This window comes from Verticiella sediminum, assembly GCF_007558815.1.
Lineage (GTDB): Bacteria > Pseudomonadota > Gammaproteobacteria > Burkholderiales > Burkholderiaceae_B > Verticiella > Verticiella sediminum.
This window is the reverse complement of sequence record NZ_VLTJ01000005.1, coordinates 33114-49793: the sequence shown is the minus strand read 5'-3', so window position 1 is coordinate 49793 and position 16680 is coordinate 33114. Positions and strand designations below refer to the sequence as shown.

Below are 16680 nucleotides of genomic sequence, written 5' to 3'. Positions count from 1 at the left end.
TGAGGGCTGGCATTTATATCGCGCCGTGCCTGGCGCTAGCAGGCGGCGACCCCGGGATCGCCACCAACCGCTGCCGCTCGCCCCTTGGCTGGGGTCGCCCCCACGCCAGTCGGCAAACCGGCAGCACGCGAGGCCAGGTCACTTGGACGACATCCGTCGGAACCCTCGCGTATTGCCGAGACACCTTCAGCGGTTGTCAACCGCCGTCCGGCACTGACGATGCCGGTGCATCGAGCATGGCAGAGCTGGTCTGCGCCCTCCCATCTACGCGTATCGGCTGCCGGAATCGATGAATACCGCGCTCGCCATATGGCAGGCCTGCGCGGCTACTTGCGCCGAGGTGCACCAAATCTGCATCGAATACTCGCAGGGCCTGCTGATTGAGCCGCTCAATCGACTGGTTGCAGCGGCCAAGCCGCTAACGTCGATCACCGACCCCTAGCTGCGCCCCGCCCGCCGGGCTTGCGGTCGTGAACCGACTTTGCGAACTTGATCCCCGAATCAGGGCTTTGGCCTGGCCAGCCCCCTTCGTTCGCGGGTCGTGGCGACTTCGGCTGCGCCTTCTTTGCCGGCTTTCCTTTCTTGTCCATTTCGACCTCCATGGCCTATGGGCGGCCACAGCACGCTTGCTGAAGCCAACATGCCAGCATAGGCCGAATGCAGGAATAAAGCGAATGACCATAACCCGGTCCGCGTAAATGCCTTGGACCATACCCTTGCTTTCGCCCGCAAATCATCTCGGTCAAAGCCGTGCTCACGCACAAGGACTACGGCAAAGGTGACTGGAAATGAACGTCAAAGATCTGTGCCGCGAATGGGCGGCTTTCCACCAGCGCTACGGAATCGGCGGACCGATCCTTGATGAATCGCACTACGAGCAGATGCTTGCCCTGGCCGAGCAGCTTGCCGAAGACGCCGCACGCTCCGGCGTGGAGGCTGCGCCCGGCCTGCTCGATGTCGTTGCCGACGGCATCCGCGAGGACGAAGACCGCGTACACCCCTGGCCTGACACTGCAGCGCCTGCCGACGTACTGCGCGCGCTCATCAATGAACATGGCCTGAACCAGTCCGAAGTGCCCGAAGTCGGCAGCCAGGGCGTGGTCTCCGAAATCCTGCGCGGCCGACGCGAGCTCAACCTGCGCCAGGTGAAGGCCCTATCCGAGCGGTTCCATGTAGCGCCGACCGTGTTCATGTCTTGAGCGTTCGCCGGCCTCGTGCGGATGACGGCAGGACCTATCGCCAGGCCATCCACCGCCAGCGTGGCCTCGCCCGACGGGCGTATACTCGAGCGTCCGGCCGTCACTTGCGCCGGTCCGTTATCCGACACCTTTGCATCGCCGATCTCGCCGGCCGCTCCAGGCCGGGTCGGTTCGTGCCTCATCCGCAACGCTTTTTCGTGACACTCGCCCTTTCAAGCCGCCCCGGCCTTCTTCCCCGCCACACCGTCCGACACGCCTGTTGACGGCCGGCAATCCGGCAGGAGCCGCCGCCTCAGGGCGAGCCTTCCTCCAGCCAGCGTTGCCGGCGCCGAACAGGGCGGCCGCCCACCCTCATGCAGGCGTGGGTATGCCGAGCCTTGTCTTGTGACGAGCCTTGCTGATGACTCCTTTATCCGATGATGCCCCCCGCCCGCCGGTGCCTGACTTCCTGCTGGACGGGCCCCGCCACTCGCTCACCGTGGCGGGACGCAAGCGGGACCTGCCCAGCGGCGCGCTTCCCACGCTGGCCGAGCGCGCCGCGAGCTTCTTCGATTCCCATCCCGACGGGCCACGGCTGCTGGTCGGGGCGATTCCCTATGATCGCCGCGCCGACGACGCGCTGTTCCAACCCGATGCGCTCGTCGCACGCCGCTGGACAGCCCCGGCGGCAAGCGGCGGCGGCACCCGCGCCGTGCGTGTGGTGGCCGAACCTTCGGGCGCCGGCTACCGCGCTGCCGTAGCCGAAGCGGTGCGGCGCATCCAGCGCGGCGAGTTCGACAAGATCGTGCTGTCACGCAGCCTGCGCCTACTGGGCGAGCAGCCGCACGCCGAGGCCGAGCTGTTGGCGCGGTTGCAGCGCGATCCCGAAGCCACCGTGTTCCGCGTCCCGCTCCCCGCGCGTCGTGCCGGCGAACGCCGCCGCTTGCTGGGCGCGACGCCCGAACTGCTGCTGCAGCGGCAGGGGCGCCAAGTCGTCTCGCACCCACTGGCGGGCTCGGCTCGCCGCCACGCCGACACCGCACGGGATCGTGCAGCGGGCGCGGCCTTGCTGGCGTCGGACAAGGACAGACGCGAGCACGCCATGGCGGCCGAGATGGTGCTGGATGCACTGGCGCCCTATTGCGACCGCTTGAGCGCTCCGCAGGGCATGGCCCTGGTCTCGACGGCGCAGATGTGGCATCTGGGAACCCGGATCGAAGGCCGCCTGCGCGACCCCGAGTCCTCGTGCGCCGAGCTTCTCGCCGTGCTCCATCCCACCCCCGCGGTGGGCGGAATGCCGCGCGCCGCGGCCGAAGCGGCCCTGCCCGCGCTGGAAGGCTATGACCGCGGCTTCTACGCCGGTGCGGTGGGCTGGATCGACGGTGCGGGCGACGGCTGCTGGTACCTGGCATTGCGCTGCGCCGAGCTTCTCGACACCGAGGCCAGGCTCTATGCCGGCGCCGGCATCGTCGCCGGCTCCGACCCTGCCCTGGAAGAAGCCGAGACCTCGGCCAAGTTCCTGGCCATGCTGGCGACCTTCGGCATCGACGAAAGCGGCCGGTCTCTCGACAACGCAGCATGAACGGCCTTGCGCTCGACGTCCACCGGCGAGCGCCTCCGCCCGTACGCCCGTTTTCCCATTCCGCACCCCACGAAGATCGAATCATGGCTGGTCTACCCCGAATCCCCATCTACCCGCTACCCACCGAAGACGAGATTCCCGCGTCGCGCGCGCCGTGGCGTGCCGACCCTGCGCGCGCTGCGCTGCTCGTGCACGACATGCAGCGCTACTTTCTGGCGCCTTACGCCGCCGACGCCAGCCCGCTGGCTCCCGCAGTCGCCAACATCGTGCGCCTGATCGAGCGCGCGCGCTCGCTGCGCATGCCGGTGTTCTACACGGCCCAGGCGGGCAACCAGGACCGGCGCGACCGCGGCCTGCAGGCCGACCTCTGGGGGCCGGGCATGTCGGCGGTACCCGAGCATCAAGCCATCATTCCGGAACTCTCCCCACGACAAGAAGACTTCGTGCTGGTCAAGCACCGCTATTCCGCCTTCCAGCGCTCGAACCTCGAGCACTTGATGCGGGTGCGCGGGCGCGACCAGTTGATCGTCTGCGGCGTTTATGCCCACATTGGCTGCATGGCCACGGCCGCCGAGGCCTTCCAGCGGGATATCGAACCCTTCCTGGTCGCCGACGCCGTGGCGGACTTCAACCGGGAGGACCACGATATGGCCTTGAAATGGGTCGCCGGACGTTGCGGCGTCGCACTGAGTACCCAGGCGCTGATCGCGGCGCTCGACACGGAGACGGCATCATGCAACTGACGGGCTTTCGGAATCGAATCGCGCTGGTGAGCGGCGCGGGCGGCGGCATCGGCGCCGCCGTGGTACATGCGCTGATCGAAGCCGGCGCCCGCGTGGTGGCCACCGACCTCGACTGGCCGCAAGCCGCCGCCGTGGACGGCCTGACCCGGCTGCCGCTGGACGTGCGCGATGCGTCGGCCGTCGACGCCCTGGTGGCAAGCGTCGAAGAAGAGATCGGGCCGATCCGCTTCGGCGTGTCGCTCGCCGGGGTGCTCACCACTGGGCTGGCTACCGAGACCTCGGCGGCCGACTGGCGACAGACGTTCGCGGTCAATACCGACGGCGTTTTTCACCTGACCCGCGCCCTGGCCCGCCGGATGGGGCCGCGGCGCGAGGGTGCGCTGGTGGCAGTCTCCTCGAACGCCGCGGGCGTGCCGCGCTACGGCATGGCGGCCTACGCGGCCTCGAAAGCCGCCACCACGATGTACATGCGTTCCCTGGGCCTGGAACTGGCTCCGCTGGGCATCCGCTGCAATATCGTGGCCCCGGGTTCCACCCGCACGCCCATGCAGACCGGTATGTGGGCCGACGCGTCGGGCGAACAACGCGTGATCGCCGGCATTCCCGAGCAGTTCAAGGCGGGGATCCCGCTGGGCAAGATCGGCGAACCGGAAGATGTGGCGGCCGCCGTCATGTTCCTGTTGTCGGATCAGGCCAGCCACGTAACCATGGCCGACCTGTACGTGGACGGCGGAGCGACCCAGCGCGCCTGACACTGCGGACCCCCGGCCGAGACCGATTTTCGCCGGCTGCGGGCGTCGCCCGCGCCACCGCGGGGCGGGCGCACGAGTCAAGTGCCCGCCCCGCGGCGACAGGGTTCCCGTCAGCCGTTGATCACTTCGCCGCCATTGGGGTGCAGCACCTGGCCGCTCATGTAGCTCGCATCGTCCGAGGCAAGGAACACATAGGCCGGCGCGACTTCCGAGGGCTGGCCTGGCCGCTTCATCGGCACGCTTGCGCCGAACTTCTCCACTTCCTGGGCGCTGAACGAGGCGGGAATCAACGGGGTCCAGATCGGCCCGGGCGCCACCGCGTTCACGCGTATGCCGCGCTCGATCACCATCGACGACAGGGAGCGGGTGAAGGCCACGATGGCGCCCTTGGTCGATGCATAGTCGATCAGGTGCGAGCTGCCGCGGTAGGCCGTGACGGAGGTGGTGTTGATGATCGCGCCGCCTTCGTGCATGTGCGGCAGGACTTCGCGCGTCAGGTTGAACATGCCGAAAAAGTTGGTGCGGAACGTGCGCTCCAACTGCTCGGCGGACACGTTTTCCAGCGCCTGGCTCGTGTGCTGCTCGGCCGCGTTGTTGACCAGGATGTCCACCCGGCCGAAAAGCTCGGCGGCGCGCTGCGCAAGCGCCCGCGCCTGGGCCTCTTCGCCGATGTCGCCGGCAAAGAGTTCGCAGCGCCGCCCCTCGGCCTGCACGAGACGCTGCGTCTCGCGCGCGTCGTCATGCTCGTCGCGGTAGGCTACCAGCACATCCGCGCCCTCCTTGGCGAACAGCACGGCGACCGACCGCCCGATACCGCTGTCGCCGCCCGTCACCACGGCCTTGCGTCCCTCCAGCTTGCCCGCGGCCCTGTAGGGCGGCTGCACGACCTCCGGCTGCGGCGTCATCTGCGCCTGGATACCCGGCTGTCGCGGCTGCTCCTGGGGCGGCAGCGTCTTGTCGCTCGATTCCGAACTCATGGTTGACGAACCTCCGTGCGTGCGAACGGGACCCGAATGGCCCAGCCTGACGACAGCAAGCCCCATTCCAAGACAGGCAGCCGAGCCAGACGCCCGTGTGCCGGCGCCGCGCACGGGCTCGACAGATGCCGCGCACGTTCCGCACCGACACCAGCTTGTACGGCGTGGCTGCCCCCAGGTAAGGGGTACGCTGCTTGCTGAACCGTGCGGGCAAGGCGCAACCGCAGGGCGACACTGTACTCGCGGCACCGGTCGCCGCCTGAAATCGAGTGGCGCCGGCCGGCGCCACGGCCGCGTGCGCTGCTCGGCCCTGCCTCGCGATCCGCTGCATCCGATCCCTCATCCGTCATTTCTATGCCCGCCGAACTCGCTGCCATCCTCTACCTGGATTCTTCGCCGCTGGAAATGGTCTTGCGCGGCACAGTGATGTACTGGGCGATCTTCATCCTGCTGCGGCTCGCGGGGCGGCGCGACCTGGGCACCGTCGGCGTGGCGGACCTGGTGGTGGTGATGCTGGTCGCCGACGCGGCCGGTAACGCGCTCGCGAGCAGCGACGACTCCACCCTGCTGTCGGGTATCACCGTGGTGGCCACCATCGTGTTCTGGAGCATCATCGTCGACCGCCTGGGCTATTACTCGCCACGCGTGCGCCGGTGGCTGGAGCCCGGCCAGGTGCTGCTCGTCAAGGATGGCGAGATACTGCGCGCAGGCCTGCGCAAGGAGTATCTGACCGAGGACGAACTGCTGGCCGAGCTTCGCGCCGCCGGCGTGGGCGATCTCGACGAAGTGCATCGGGCCTATATCGAAGCGGACGGGCGCATCAGCGTCATACGCCGTCACTTCGTGGGTAAACCGAAGCGGCCCACGTACTGACGCTGCTTCCCGCAAGCGCCGGACACGCCTGTCGGCTGCCCTCGCCGTGCATGGCCGCGCTAGCGCCGGCACGGCACGGCACGGCACGGCACGGCAAGCATGCGCCGCGGAACACGCGCCGACCACAAAGAAGAAGCGGGGCTCGGGCCCGCCCGCAGGCAGTCACCCTCCACCCCGCCGCACATGCCGCTACGCAACGCCGGCATGTCGGGCTTCGCGCCCGGGAAGTGCGAACCGCTTAGCGGTTCTTGTGGCTCTGCTGGCCCGCCTTGCGCGCCTCTTGGGAGTCGAACTCGTGCGCGTTGCCGGACTCATGGGAGGCCCGACCGCCCTTGGCGGCGATTTCGCGCTGGCGTTCGGGGTCCATGCCCGCAAAGCCGCGGTTGTTCTGCGATTGACCTTGACGATTGTGTTGCTGATTCGCCATTTGAATGTACCTCCATTTGAAGTTGAGAAGTTCCATCTCGCGATGGCATCCTCTTCAATGCAACGTCCATGCCAACTCCCTCCGCCCCGGGGCGCCAAGGGCTGCGACCATGCACATATTGCAAAGCGGCGGAGACTCCTGCTCAGCCGTCGCAGGCCGAACGCGATGCCTCCTCCCGCGCGCTTGTTGTATAGGTAACGGCCGGCGCCGCCACGGGCCTGCCGCGCGGCGCGTGCGGGCAGGAATGCCGAGCGATACCTCGTCATCGCGCCCGATCCCGACATGGATACCCGCCTGCCCGGCTGGCGTGCAGAGGCCTGTCTCCCTATCAAGGCAGAGAAGGGCTGCCGTGGCCCATCGATTGCTGCCACGGACGGCGCGCCGCTGCGGGCAGGGGTGCGCCATGCGCGCACGCCCGCCACGGGAGTAACGGTATGCAAGAACGACACACTGGCCACGCCCGGCCTCGAGGCCAGCGCCTGGCGATATTTCTGATCGGGTTCGCCCTGAGCGGATTCTTCGACGGCATCCTGCTGCACCAGATCCTCGAGTGGCACCACCTGCTCAGCGGGATAGACCGCGTGGCGGCAGACCTGCGCCTGCAGATCGCCGCCGACGGGTTCTTTCACGCGGCGATGTATCTGGTGCTGACGTGGGGCCTGGCGCTGCTGGTCCGGCATCGCCACGCCCGCGCTCTGCCGTGGCGTGCGGTGCTCGGCACGGCGCTCTACGGCTTCGCGGCTTGGCACGCGCTCGATGCGCTGCTCTCGCACTGGATACTGGGGATACACCGCATCCGCATGGATACGGCCAATCCGCTGGCGTGGGATCTGGCATGGCTCGCCGTCTTCGGCCTGGGCCCCTTCCTGCTCGGCCGATGGCTGCTCCGGACGGCATCGGGGCACCCTCCCGGGCCGGGTCGTGGCCACGCCACCCTGGCCCTGATCGCGCTGGCCGCCACGGCGGCCGCGCTGAACGTGCAGCCCCTGTTCGGCCGCGCGCCCACAACCCTCACCGTGGTGATGGCGCCCGGCAAGTCGTTCGCCGACGCGGGCGCGGTACTCGATGCGGCCGGCGCCCGTCTGCTGTGGATGGACCGCAGCGGCGGTGCCTATGTGGTACGCGCCGAAGGCGGGATTTCGCTGATGGCGCTGCTTCGCTCGGGCGCCATGTACGCCAGCGGCGCCGGTGCGGTGGGCGGCTGCGGCGGTTATTTCGTCGAACCGTCGTCCGAAAGCCGGGGCCGCCCGGCCAGGCCGGCATGAGGCATCCGGCGCCCGGCTGCCTGTGCCGCGGCGGCGTCACCTCGCCGCGCGTGCGTGCTCAGCCGTCGGCCCGGGCCTGCCGCCCCATTGCATCGGCTACCGAAGCACGCAGCGCGTCGGGTAAGGTGGCGAGCGCCGTCACTTCCAGTCCCGGCGCGAAATCCAGCCCCCATTCCTTGCCCGAGCGGTTCACCCACACGGTCTGCATGCCGGCCTCGTGGGCGCCCTTGACGTCGAGCACCGGGTCATCGCCGATGTGCAGCACCGCGCCGACCGGCAGGCCGAGTAGATCCGCCGCTGCCTCGAAGATGCGGCGATCAGGCTTGCCCACGCCGAACTCGCGCGCGTGCAGCGCCCCTTGAAAATACTGGCCGATGCCGGTGCGGTGCACGTCGGCATTGCCGTTGGTCAATGCAACGATGGGCAGGCGTGCGCTCAGGGCGGCCAGCACCTGGTGCACATCGTCGAACAGTTCGACGTTCTGGCGCTCCTCGAAGAAGACAGCGAACGCCGTATCGGCGAGCTCGGGGTCGTCGCCCGCCCGGGCCATGGCGAGGCGGATGGACTCGCGCCGCAGTCCGCTGAGATCGTGCTGCAGGTCGGGACGGTCGCGCTCCACGGCCAGGCGCAGCTCGCGCAAAGCCTGCGGTATCGGGTAGGCCGCCGCCGTACGCGCGGCGTGCTCGCGCAGCCAGTCGTGCAATACCTGTTCGGCGCGGCCTATCGTCGGCCACACCGGCCAGAGGGTGTCGTCGAGGTCCAGGGAGATGCCTCGGATGGCGGAGAGATCGAGCATGCCCCGCAGCATACCGCAAGCCCCGTGCGCCCGCGCACGTACCCTCACCGCTGACCGATGGCGCTCATGAACAGCCAGTAGACCAGCGCCACCGCGCCGGCGCCCAGCGCAATCGCAAGAAAGACCCACAACACGACACGCACACGCAGCGTTCTGCTGGACACGACATCTCCTTTACCGGCAAGCCGGCAGGATACCGCAATGCCGCCCTCCTCCCGGCGGACGAACCCGACACGGAGCTGCGCCTCAAGCCCCTTCTCGACGACCTGAGCGCGCGTGCGACCGGCTGACCGACACGTCCGATCTAGCCCGCGCCCCCGCCGCCCGCCTCAGGCGGGCGGGCAGCGCACAGGCATCTGCTCGGGCCACACACGGGTCGCGTCGGCGCCGTACAACACGTGGATGCCGCACTGGCGTTCGACGCGCGCGAGCGGACGTCCCGCGGCATCGATCAGCAGCGACTGGTCGTGGGTCGACACCACGGCCCGCTCGCCGACGAAGGCCTGGGCAGCGGCATACACCGGCGCCAGCACATAGCGGCCCTGCGCATCGACGTAGCCATAGCGCCCGCGCACGCCGGCCGCCGCCGGCCCGCCGGCGCCCGGCCGCAGGCTGTCGAGGAACCAGTTCACGCTCTCCTTGGCGTTCACGTCCAGTCGCGTCACGCGCCCCTGGGCCGGGCTCAGCACGATCATGCCGTTGATGCGGGGGCCGCCCACGCCGTCCAGGGTATGCGTGATCTTGCCGTTGGCGTCCGCATACTGCGTGCTTCGCTTGCCGTCCTCGCCCCTGCGCACGCGATACGGCCCTTCGGCCTGCGCGGGCCAGCGCCAGCCCGGCCCGTCCGGCAGGCGCGCGATCTCCTTGCCCGCCTCGTCGACGAGCCAGGCGCGCTCGCCGCGCCAGACCAGCGCGGTACGCCGCTGTGGCGTGAATGCCGAGGCGCCGTCGGCGTCGAAAGGCGCCAGCGCCCAGGCGCCATCCGGTTCGAGATAGCCGACCTGCGGTGCGCGTTCGACGACGATCCAGCGATCCTGCCGTACATAGCGCTCGCCGGGCGCGCTGGCGAGCACATCGCCATCGGGCCGGCGCATCCAGGAGCGCGAGCCCGCGGCGGCGGCCCAACTGCCCGTCGCATCGGCGACGATCTCCAGCCCTTCGACCGGCTCGACCAGCCAACGCCCATCCGGCGCGACGATGCCGATCCGCGCCCGACCCTGCGCAGCGGGCGCAACGGCCTTCCAGTCGCCGCTCGCCAGGCGCTCGAACTCGGCGAACTCCGGCTGCAGCCGCCATTGGCCGTCCGGGCCCAGCACCCCCCATCGCAGGCCGCCATCCGTGCGCACCGCGGCCTGCGTGTACTCGCCCTGGCGCTCGCCGATGGCGGCCAGCGGCGGAGTCTGGACGATGCTCTCGCTCGCCACGTCGTAGATGCCCCAGTTCGCATCGGCCAGCGCGCTATCCAGAAAGCGGAACCACGTGCCGCCAATCGGCTCGGCCACGAACACATCGGGCAACGCATGCCGCGCACCCTGGCGATCCACGGCGAACATGGCGCCATCGGCATACGCCACGGCGTAGTCGCCGCGAAACGCCCCGATGTGACCGAGCCGGGGCGCCAGCACCACGCCGCCGCGCTCGTCGAGCACGCCCATGCCCTGGGCCGTGGTCACCCGAAAGCGCGGCGCGCCGTCCCGGCGCGCGGGATCGTCGGGCAACAGTCCGTTCCAGGCGGCATCGGCCACCAGCCGTCCATCGGCATCGATGAGGCCTGCACCGCCGGCGGCGCAGCCGCAGTGCGTGCGCGCCAGGGCCAGTGGCATGCCGGCGGCGTCGCCGTCCAGGCGCTGCCAGCTCCCCTCGCGCAGGGCCTGGCGCGCGGACGCGGCGAGCAGGCTGCGGCCGTCGGCATCCAGGATGTCCAGCCAGCGCCCTTGGGCATCGGCCAGCCAGATCCGCTCGCCCTGGCGCTCCACGCGCGCCACCGAGGCCAGCGCGTCGCCGGTCTCGATGCGCCGCCCGGAAGGCAGCACCAGGCCGCGCACCGGCCCGTCCGGCCCTTGCGCGAGCAGCAGCACCTCGCCGTTCGCGGATCGCACGACCTGATCGCGGGGCAAGGCGGTCGGTTCGGTGGCCTGCGGCGCCAGCACCAGGGTCTGCCCGTCTGCCGGCTGCCAGAACAGAAAGGCGCCGGCCTCGCGCAGACTCTGCCCCGGCGCCTGCGCCAGGCTCAGCACGGCTTCGCCGCTGCTGCGAAAAAGATGGGTGGCGCCATCGCCGGCGACCAGCGTCACATAGCGCCCGGCGAGCGGCCTGGCCTGTTCGTAGGCTTCGCTCGATACCTCGCCGTTCGCGCGCAGCACGCGCAAAGCGCCCGACGCTTCGCGTGCCGTCGCCGCGCCGGCCATGCCTGGGCCGCGCCAGGGGTCGATCGCCGCGTAGCGGGGCTCCACCCGCCATTGGCCCGAGCCGTCCAGCAGCCCCCAGGTATCACCCCGGCGCGCGACGAGCAGGCCTTCGCTGCCCAGCGCCTCGACCAGCGTCACGTCGGCCGGCACCGCGACTTCTTCGCCCTGGGGCGCCAGATGCCGGCGCGCATAGCGCAGCGCGAGCCGCGAGGGCGCCGCGCCCTCGAGCGTGGCCTGCGCAACGCCCGCGTCCAGCGCGAGTACCACAGCGCCTTGCCGGTCGATCACCTGCCAGCCCTCGGGCGTCCGCACCAAGGCCAGGCCGGATTCGGCGAACGGCCCGGCATACGCGTAGGACGGCCCGATCGCCCAATCGCCCTGCGCATCGACGTAGCCCCAGCCCTGCTCGGTACGCACCGCCGCGAGGCCGTGACGGAAATCGTCCACCGCGAGAAACTGCGGCGCGATGGCCAGCCCGCCTTGCGCATCGAGGAATCCCCAGCGCTCGCCTTTCGCCATGCGCGCCGCATCGTCGATGGGAATGTCCGCGGCCGGCAGGCGCACCGCGGCGTGGCCGTCGACGATGTCGCGCAGGCAGAGGTTACGGCTGTCGGCGCCCGGTTCGGCGGAAGCCGCGGGCGCCGCATAACAGGCAGCGGCGGCGCCCTGCGCCTGGGGCTGAGCCTGGGCGCCGGCGAACGGCGCAGCGGTGAAGAGCAGCATGGCCGCACACAACGGCGACAGACGGTGCAGCGGCGTGGTTCGAATCACAGCAGAGGACATCACGGGTTGGTCTTTGCGCTCGAGGAGGGGTTGGTCTGGCAGGCCAGGCGTTCGGTGGGCCAGCGCGGCTCGTCGGCCGCGCCCAGCAGCACGCGCTGGCCGCACTCGGCCAGCGAGCGCAGCACCACGTTGCCGTCGCGGTCGATCAGGGCAAGCCCGCCGCCTTCGATCACCCAGGCGCGCGCTTCGAAGAACGGCTGCGCCCAGTCGAAGCGGGGCCTGATCGCATAGTGCCCCTGCGCATCGATGTAGCCGAGCAGACTGCCCGACACATCGCGCCGCTGCGCGTAGGCGCGGCCTTCGCGCCAGACACCGAGCCGGTCGAAGTGCGGGCCCGTGACGCGCTTGCCGTCCGCGTCCATGAAGCCGGCGCGCGCGCCCTCGCGATAGGCCACCCAGCCGTCGCCCGCGCTGCCCGGGTCCAGCACCTGCGGCTGCTCGAAGGTGGCCACGCTCGTGCCGTCCGGCGCAAGCAGTTGGGTGCCGCCGTCGGGACCGCGCGACCACGCGAGCCGCGCCATGCCCGGGATGGGTTGGGCTCCCGGCCGGTCAGGCAATTGCGGCGCACCGTTCAGATCCACCAGGATATGCCGGCCATCGCCGAACACCGAGGCGAGGTTCAAGGGCGCGACGAAATTCAGCGGACCGGGCAGCGTGGGCGGGATGCGCCACTCGCCCTGGCCGTCGATGGCGCCATAGCGGTCCTCGAAATCGAGCACCAGCCAATCTCCGAGCGTGCGCACGCGGCGCGGTATGCGGCTCTCGCGCAGCAGGATATGACGTTCGCCATCCACCACCACGACACCGCCCGCGCTCAGGCGCAGCAGCCACCGGCCCGGCCCCGTGGCCTCCGGCTCACGGCTGAGCGTCTCTTCGAGGGCGTTGCCGGCCACCGCGCTGTACAGCCGGTACCGCGGTTGCTCGCCATCGCCGGCCACCGGCGCCAGAAAGAGCGCCCCGCCCAGATGGCGCGGCCGGCTGTCGCCCATCGTGCCGGGCGCGATGCGCCAGTGTCCCGCAGTATCGAGCACGCCCCAGGCGTCGGCCTCTCGGGCCAGGGCGTACCCGTCGCGGAAGGATTCGATGCCGGTCAGGCTGGGTTCCAGCACCGCGCGCCCTGCACGAACGTCCCAGATACCGTAGCGCTTGTCGCCCTCGGTACGCTCGGCGTACAGGATATAGCCGCCGGTCAGACGCTCGGCCTGCTCGAAGATCCGGGTCGGCACGTCGATCCGCTCGCCGCCGACGGTCAGCGCCACCGTGCGGCCGGCCTCGCCCTCGCCTTCGTCCGCCGGCAGCCGCGCCAGCGCCAGCCCGTCGATGAAGGCGCCGACACTCGTATAGACAGGCTCGACGCGCCAGGCGCCATGGCCGTCGACCAGGCCGGTCAGCCCATCCTCCGATACGCCCTGCGCCCAGCCGGCGTCGCCCGCGGGCTTCAGGCTCGCGGCGCCACCCACCGGCGCCAGTGCGCCTTCGGCGTTGAGCACCGACGGGGCGGCATCCGGCGTCTGTCCGGCCACCAGGGCGAGCACGGCCGGCGTGTCGCCAGTCGGGGCTGCGTCGGCCGCGCTCTCGAGCACCTGCACGTCGCGGCGGGCCAGCGCCTGCGCAGTTGCCGCATCGAGCAAGCGGCGCCCGTCGCGCAGATCGACGACCTGGCGCAGCGCCTGTCCGCCCTGCGCGTCGGTGGCAAACAGCCAGACCCGGCGGTCCACCGATTTCGCCTGCAGCGGTGCCTCGCTCAAGACGCGGACCTGGCCCCAGGGGCCAAGCAGCCACGCACCGCTCTCGGTGCTGGCGACTCGCCAGTTGCCCTCGCCGATGAGTTCGAGCGAGCGGCCCAGTTCCGGCCCCGGACGGCGTTGCACGTCGAGCACGCGCCAGGCGCCCTTGGCGGACTGCGCGAGCCACAGGCCCGGCAAGGGGTGGCGCAGCTCGGCGTATACCGCGTCGTCCAGCGCCTCGCCGTCCAGGCCGGCAAAGCGCCAGCCGTCCGGGCCATGCAGCGCGATCACCTCGCCGTCGCGGATCGGCGCACGATCGGAATCGAGTTCGCCCGGCGCCACTTCCCAGGTACCGTCATAGCGCGCATAGCCCCAGGTGCTGCCGGTGCGCTCGGGCCGCACCAGCGCCCATCCCGAACCCACTGCCTCCACGGCGCCCACCCCGACCGGCAGGCGCAGGCGACGGTAGCTGCGCTCCTGCCAGACCAGCGGCGTGGACGGCACGCGCAGGCCGGCCACATCGCCCACGCCGAACCCCTCGCCCGCCAGCATGGCGCCGCGCGGCAGGGCGCGCGTGAACTTGCCGTCGCGGCCGATCAGTTGCAGACGGCCTTCACCGTCCTCGACCACCGCCGTGCCCTGGGCATTGAAGGAAGTGGCGCGGCGCAGCCGTGGCTCGATGATCCACTGGCCAGTGCGGTCGATATAGCCCCACCCGTCTTCGGACTGCGCCGCGGCGAGCCCTAGTCGGAACGACGCCACGGCGAGGTAGCGCGGCTCGATCACCATGCGCCCGTCGGGATCGACGAAGCCCCAGCGCCCGGCGTCGCCGCCCAGCCGGCCCACGCGTACCGCCGCCAGGCCTTCTGAAAAGGCCTGCGCGCAGGCGCTGCCCGCGTCGGCCTTGTCGCAGCCGGCCTGCCAATCGGGCTCGGCGGGCTCGGCAGCCGATACGGACGGCGGCGCCGCCGCCAACGCGGCGAGGGCCAGGACGACGGGAAGTGAACCGGACAATGGCAAGGAAGACACGTAGGAAACTCGAGAGTGGAACAGGTGGGATTCTAGGCGCTCGGGCCCGGTCCGACCGGTTTGCGCTTTCAGACGGAGACGAAAGGCTACATCAAGTCATGTCGTGCGCAGGCCCCGCGCCGTGACCGGCCTGCACGCTAGCTCTCGAGGTAAAGCCGCATGAGCTCGTGTCTGCCGGAGACTTTCGCCTTCAGGAATGCCCGCCGCTTGTAAGTCACGACGCTTTCGGGGTTGATGCCAAGATCACGGGCGATTTCGGGCAGGGGCAACCCATAGAGTATCCGGGCGCAAACCTGCAGTTCGCGCCGGCTGAGCCCGAGCGTGCGGCGCTGCAGGCTGCTCTCGATGATTTCCACGGAGCCCAGCGGAGCCAAGGCCCGCACCGCCCGCTCGCGCGCCCGGACGTGCTGGTCCACGCAGGAAAATGCCATGTCGGCGAAAACGCTCAGCCGTTGCAGGTCGCGCTCGCAGAAGCGTGGATTGTGCATGTCGTCGCGCAGCACGCTGATCCCATAGAGATGGCTGCGGATGCCGTAAAGGAAGAGCTTGTCATACACCTGCGGGCGCCCCCTGGCCGAATAGCTCTTGCGGGCTCGCACCAAGGTCGCTCTCGGCATCGAGCTGTCGCCATACGCCGCCAGGAACCCCGAGTCCCCGCGCCAGCTCTGGCTGCTTGCATAGTCAAGGCCTCTTGTCTGTGCATGATCGCTGCCGTTGATGCTGGCGGCAGCAAGCAACTCCACCCGGTCGCTGTTCAAGGCGTAGACAGCGCAGTGATCCGCGCCCGAGATCTCGTGCAGGCAATGGATCAGTTGGGCGTCGAAGACGTTGCTGCCGATACTGTCCACCAGCCGGGCCAGCGATGGCGGCGGAGAAGGCCAAATCGCGAAATCTGTCTGCATGGCGTTCAGCCTCCGCACGGCCGCCCGAAGGAGGCTGAAGCCCCCCAGGGGGGCAGCGAACGCAGCGAGCGTGGGGGTTGTTTCATGTCAGGGCAATCCCGTACCCGGATTGGAGGACAGACGGCCCGGCCCCGCGTTTCTAACATGGCGACGGGTGGCATCGAACAACCCGCGCGAGGCTGCGGTTTACCGATCCAGCCCGGCTGCGCATCGATCGAACAAGAATACGTGAAGACGTCACGTGCGGGGAAGAGGAATACGAAATGAAGAGACGACAGATTCTTACGGGTTTGCTGGCGCTCAACCTGCTTGCGTTGGCTGCCGCCCAGGCGCAGGACCGGGGCGCGATCCGATTGCTGGTCGGCTACGCTCCGGGCGGTTTGAGCGACGTCGTGGCGCGTCTGCTGGCCGAACACCTGTCCACCGAGCTGGGCCGCACCGTCCTCGTCGAGAACCGGGCCGGAGCGGGCGGCGCGCTGGCCGGTGCGGAAGCCGCCCGCGCGCCCAAGGACGGCAACACACTCTTCCTAGGCGACAACGGCAGCCTGGTTGTCAACAAAGTGATCTACAAGCGTCTTCCCTTCGACCCCGACACGGAACTGACCGGCGTGTCACTGATCGCCGAGCACCCGCTGTTTCTGGTCGTGAACGAGTCCTTCCCGGCCGCCACGCTGCAAGAGTTCCTGGGCTATGCAAAAGCCCGCCCCGGGGCGCTCTCGTATGCCTCGCCCGGCAACGGCAGTCCTCACCATGTCGCGATGGAAAGTTTCATGCTTCGTGCCGGCCTGGATCTGACGCACGTACCTTACCGCGGCACGGCGCCCGCCCTGACGGACGTGCTCGGCGGCCGGGTGCCGGTGATCCTGCTCGACCCGGCCGCCACGGCGGCGAATGCCGGCACGGGCAAGCTGAGGGCGCTGGCGATACTCGCACCGGAACGCGCTCCCGCTTTCCCGGACGTACCGTCCATCGCCGAGGCCGGCATCACCGACGTCGAGGCGGCCGTATTCTGGGCGGTGATGGCGCCGGCCGGCACGCCGGCCGAGAAACTGCAGACGCTCAGCGCAGCGTTCGGCACGGCCCTGCGCAATCCCGACGTGGCGCGCAGGCTCGAGGCGCTCGGCCTGACTCCCCAGCCGTCGTCCCCCGGGCAGTTGTCGGCCTACCTGCAACACAAGATCGGCACGAGTCGGGAAATCGTCCGCCAACTCAATATTCTGGTCGACTAGCCGTGAACC

14 protein-coding genes are annotated in these 16680 nt (G+C 69.8%); 8 read left to right on the top strand and 6 right to left on the bottom strand.

Annotation, left to right across the window (positions count from 1 at the left end; genetic code table 11):
- Positions 1 to 289 precede the first annotated feature (289 nt).
- The 5 genes from FOZ76_RS27380 to dhbA all read left to right on the top strand — a co-directional run bounded on the left by FOZ76_RS27380 (position 290) and on the right by dhbA (position 4255).
- On the top strand, positions 290 to 442 hold the full coding sequence (locus FOZ76_RS27380; protein WP_170235272.1) for a hypothetical protein: 153 nt from the start codon (positions 290 to 292) through the stop codon (positions 440 to 442).
- A gap of 346 nt (positions 443 to 788) precedes the next feature.
- The gene (locus FOZ76_RS03000) at positions 789 to 1199 is read left to right on the top strand and encodes a helix-turn-helix domain-containing protein (protein WP_143946649.1); all 411 of its coding nucleotides are present in this window, start codon (positions 789 to 791) and stop codon (positions 1197 to 1199) included.
- 400 nt (positions 1200 to 1599) lie between these two features.
- On the top strand, positions 1600 to 2760 hold the full coding sequence (locus FOZ76_RS02995; RefSeq protein ID WP_143946648.1) for an isochorismate synthase: 1161 nt from the start codon (positions 1600 to 1602) through the stop codon (positions 2758 to 2760).
- Positions 2761 to 2843: 83 nt separating this feature from the next.
- On the top strand, positions 2844 to 3503 hold the full coding sequence (locus tag FOZ76_RS02990; RefSeq protein WP_143946647.1) for an isochorismatase family protein: 660 nt from the start codon (positions 2844 to 2846) through the stop codon (positions 3501 to 3503).
- Positions 3494 to 4255 carry a 2,3-dihydro-2,3-dihydroxybenzoate dehydrogenase gene (dhbA, locus tag FOZ76_RS02985; protein WP_143946646.1) on the top strand — a complete coding sequence of 254 codons (762 nt, stop codon included), beginning with the start codon at positions 3494 to 3496 and terminating at the stop codon, positions 4253 to 4255. Before FOZ76_RS02990 ends, dhbA begins: the two co-directional genes overlap by 10 nt.
- Positions 4256 to 4365: 110 nt before the next feature.
- On the opposite strand, the gene FOZ76_RS02980 is transcribed toward dhbA, so the two are convergent.
- On the bottom strand, positions 4366 to 5232 hold the full coding sequence (locus tag FOZ76_RS02980; RefSeq protein WP_143946645.1) for an SDR family oxidoreductase: 867 nt from the start codon (positions 5230 to 5232) through the stop codon (positions 4366 to 4368).
- Positions 5233 to 5586: 354 nt separating this feature from the next.
- On the opposite strand from FOZ76_RS02980, the gene FOZ76_RS02975 reads away from it, so the two are divergent.
- Positions 5587 to 6105: a DUF421 domain-containing protein gene (locus FOZ76_RS02975; RefSeq protein WP_143946644.1), complete on the top strand. Its 519-nt coding sequence runs from the start codon at positions 5587 to 5589 to the stop codon at positions 6103 to 6105.
- Between the two features lie 238 nt (positions 6106 to 6343).
- Here FOZ76_RS02975 and FOZ76_RS02970 read toward each other — a convergent pair whose 3' ends face one another.
- Complete coding sequence (locus FOZ76_RS02970) at positions 6344 to 6568, bottom strand: KGG domain-containing protein (RefSeq protein WP_170235271.1); 225 nt, start codon at positions 6566 to 6568, stop codon at positions 6344 to 6346.
- 398 nt (positions 6569 to 6966) lie between these two features.
- On the opposite strand from FOZ76_RS02970, the gene FOZ76_RS02965 reads away from it, so the two are divergent.
- Positions 6967 to 7797, top strand: coding sequence for a DUF2243 domain-containing protein (locus tag FOZ76_RS02965; RefSeq protein WP_143946643.1), 831 nt, complete (start codon positions 6967 to 6969; stop codon positions 7795 to 7797).
- Between the two features lie 58 nt (positions 7798 to 7855).
- On the opposite strand, the gene FOZ76_RS02960 is transcribed toward FOZ76_RS02965, so the two are convergent.
- The 4 genes from FOZ76_RS02960 to FOZ76_RS02945 form a co-directional block, all read right to left on the bottom strand.
- The gene (locus FOZ76_RS02960; RefSeq protein WP_143946642.1) at positions 7856 to 8593 is read right to left on the bottom strand and encodes an HAD family hydrolase; all 738 of its coding nucleotides are present in this window, start codon (positions 8591 to 8593) and stop codon (positions 7856 to 7858) included.
- 329 nt (positions 8594 to 8922) lie between these two features.
- Positions 8923 to 11784, bottom strand: coding sequence for a WG repeat-containing protein (locus tag FOZ76_RS02955; protein ID WP_143946641.1), 2862 nt, complete (start codon positions 11782 to 11784; stop codon positions 8923 to 8925).
- On the bottom strand, positions 11784 to 14540 hold the full coding sequence (locus tag FOZ76_RS02950) for a WG repeat-containing protein (protein ID WP_143946640.1): 2757 nt from the start codon (positions 14538 to 14540) through the stop codon (positions 11784 to 11786). The genes FOZ76_RS02955 and FOZ76_RS02950 overlap by 1 nt, the downstream gene beginning before the upstream one ends.
- 137 nt (positions 14541 to 14677) lie before the next feature.
- Entirely contained in the window at positions 14678 to 15442 is a 765-nt protein-coding gene (locus FOZ76_RS02945) for a helix-turn-helix transcriptional regulator (RefSeq protein WP_143946639.1), read from the bottom strand.
- 263 nt (positions 15443 to 15705) lie between these two features.
- On the opposite strand from FOZ76_RS02945, the gene FOZ76_RS02940 reads away from it, so the two are divergent.
- Positions 15706 to 16671 carry a Bug family tripartite tricarboxylate transporter substrate binding protein gene (locus FOZ76_RS02940; RefSeq protein WP_143946638.1) on the top strand — a complete coding sequence of 322 codons (966 nt, stop codon included), beginning with the start codon at positions 15706 to 15708 and terminating at the stop codon, positions 16669 to 16671.
- The last annotated feature ends 9 nt before the right edge of the window (positions 16672 to 16680 follow it).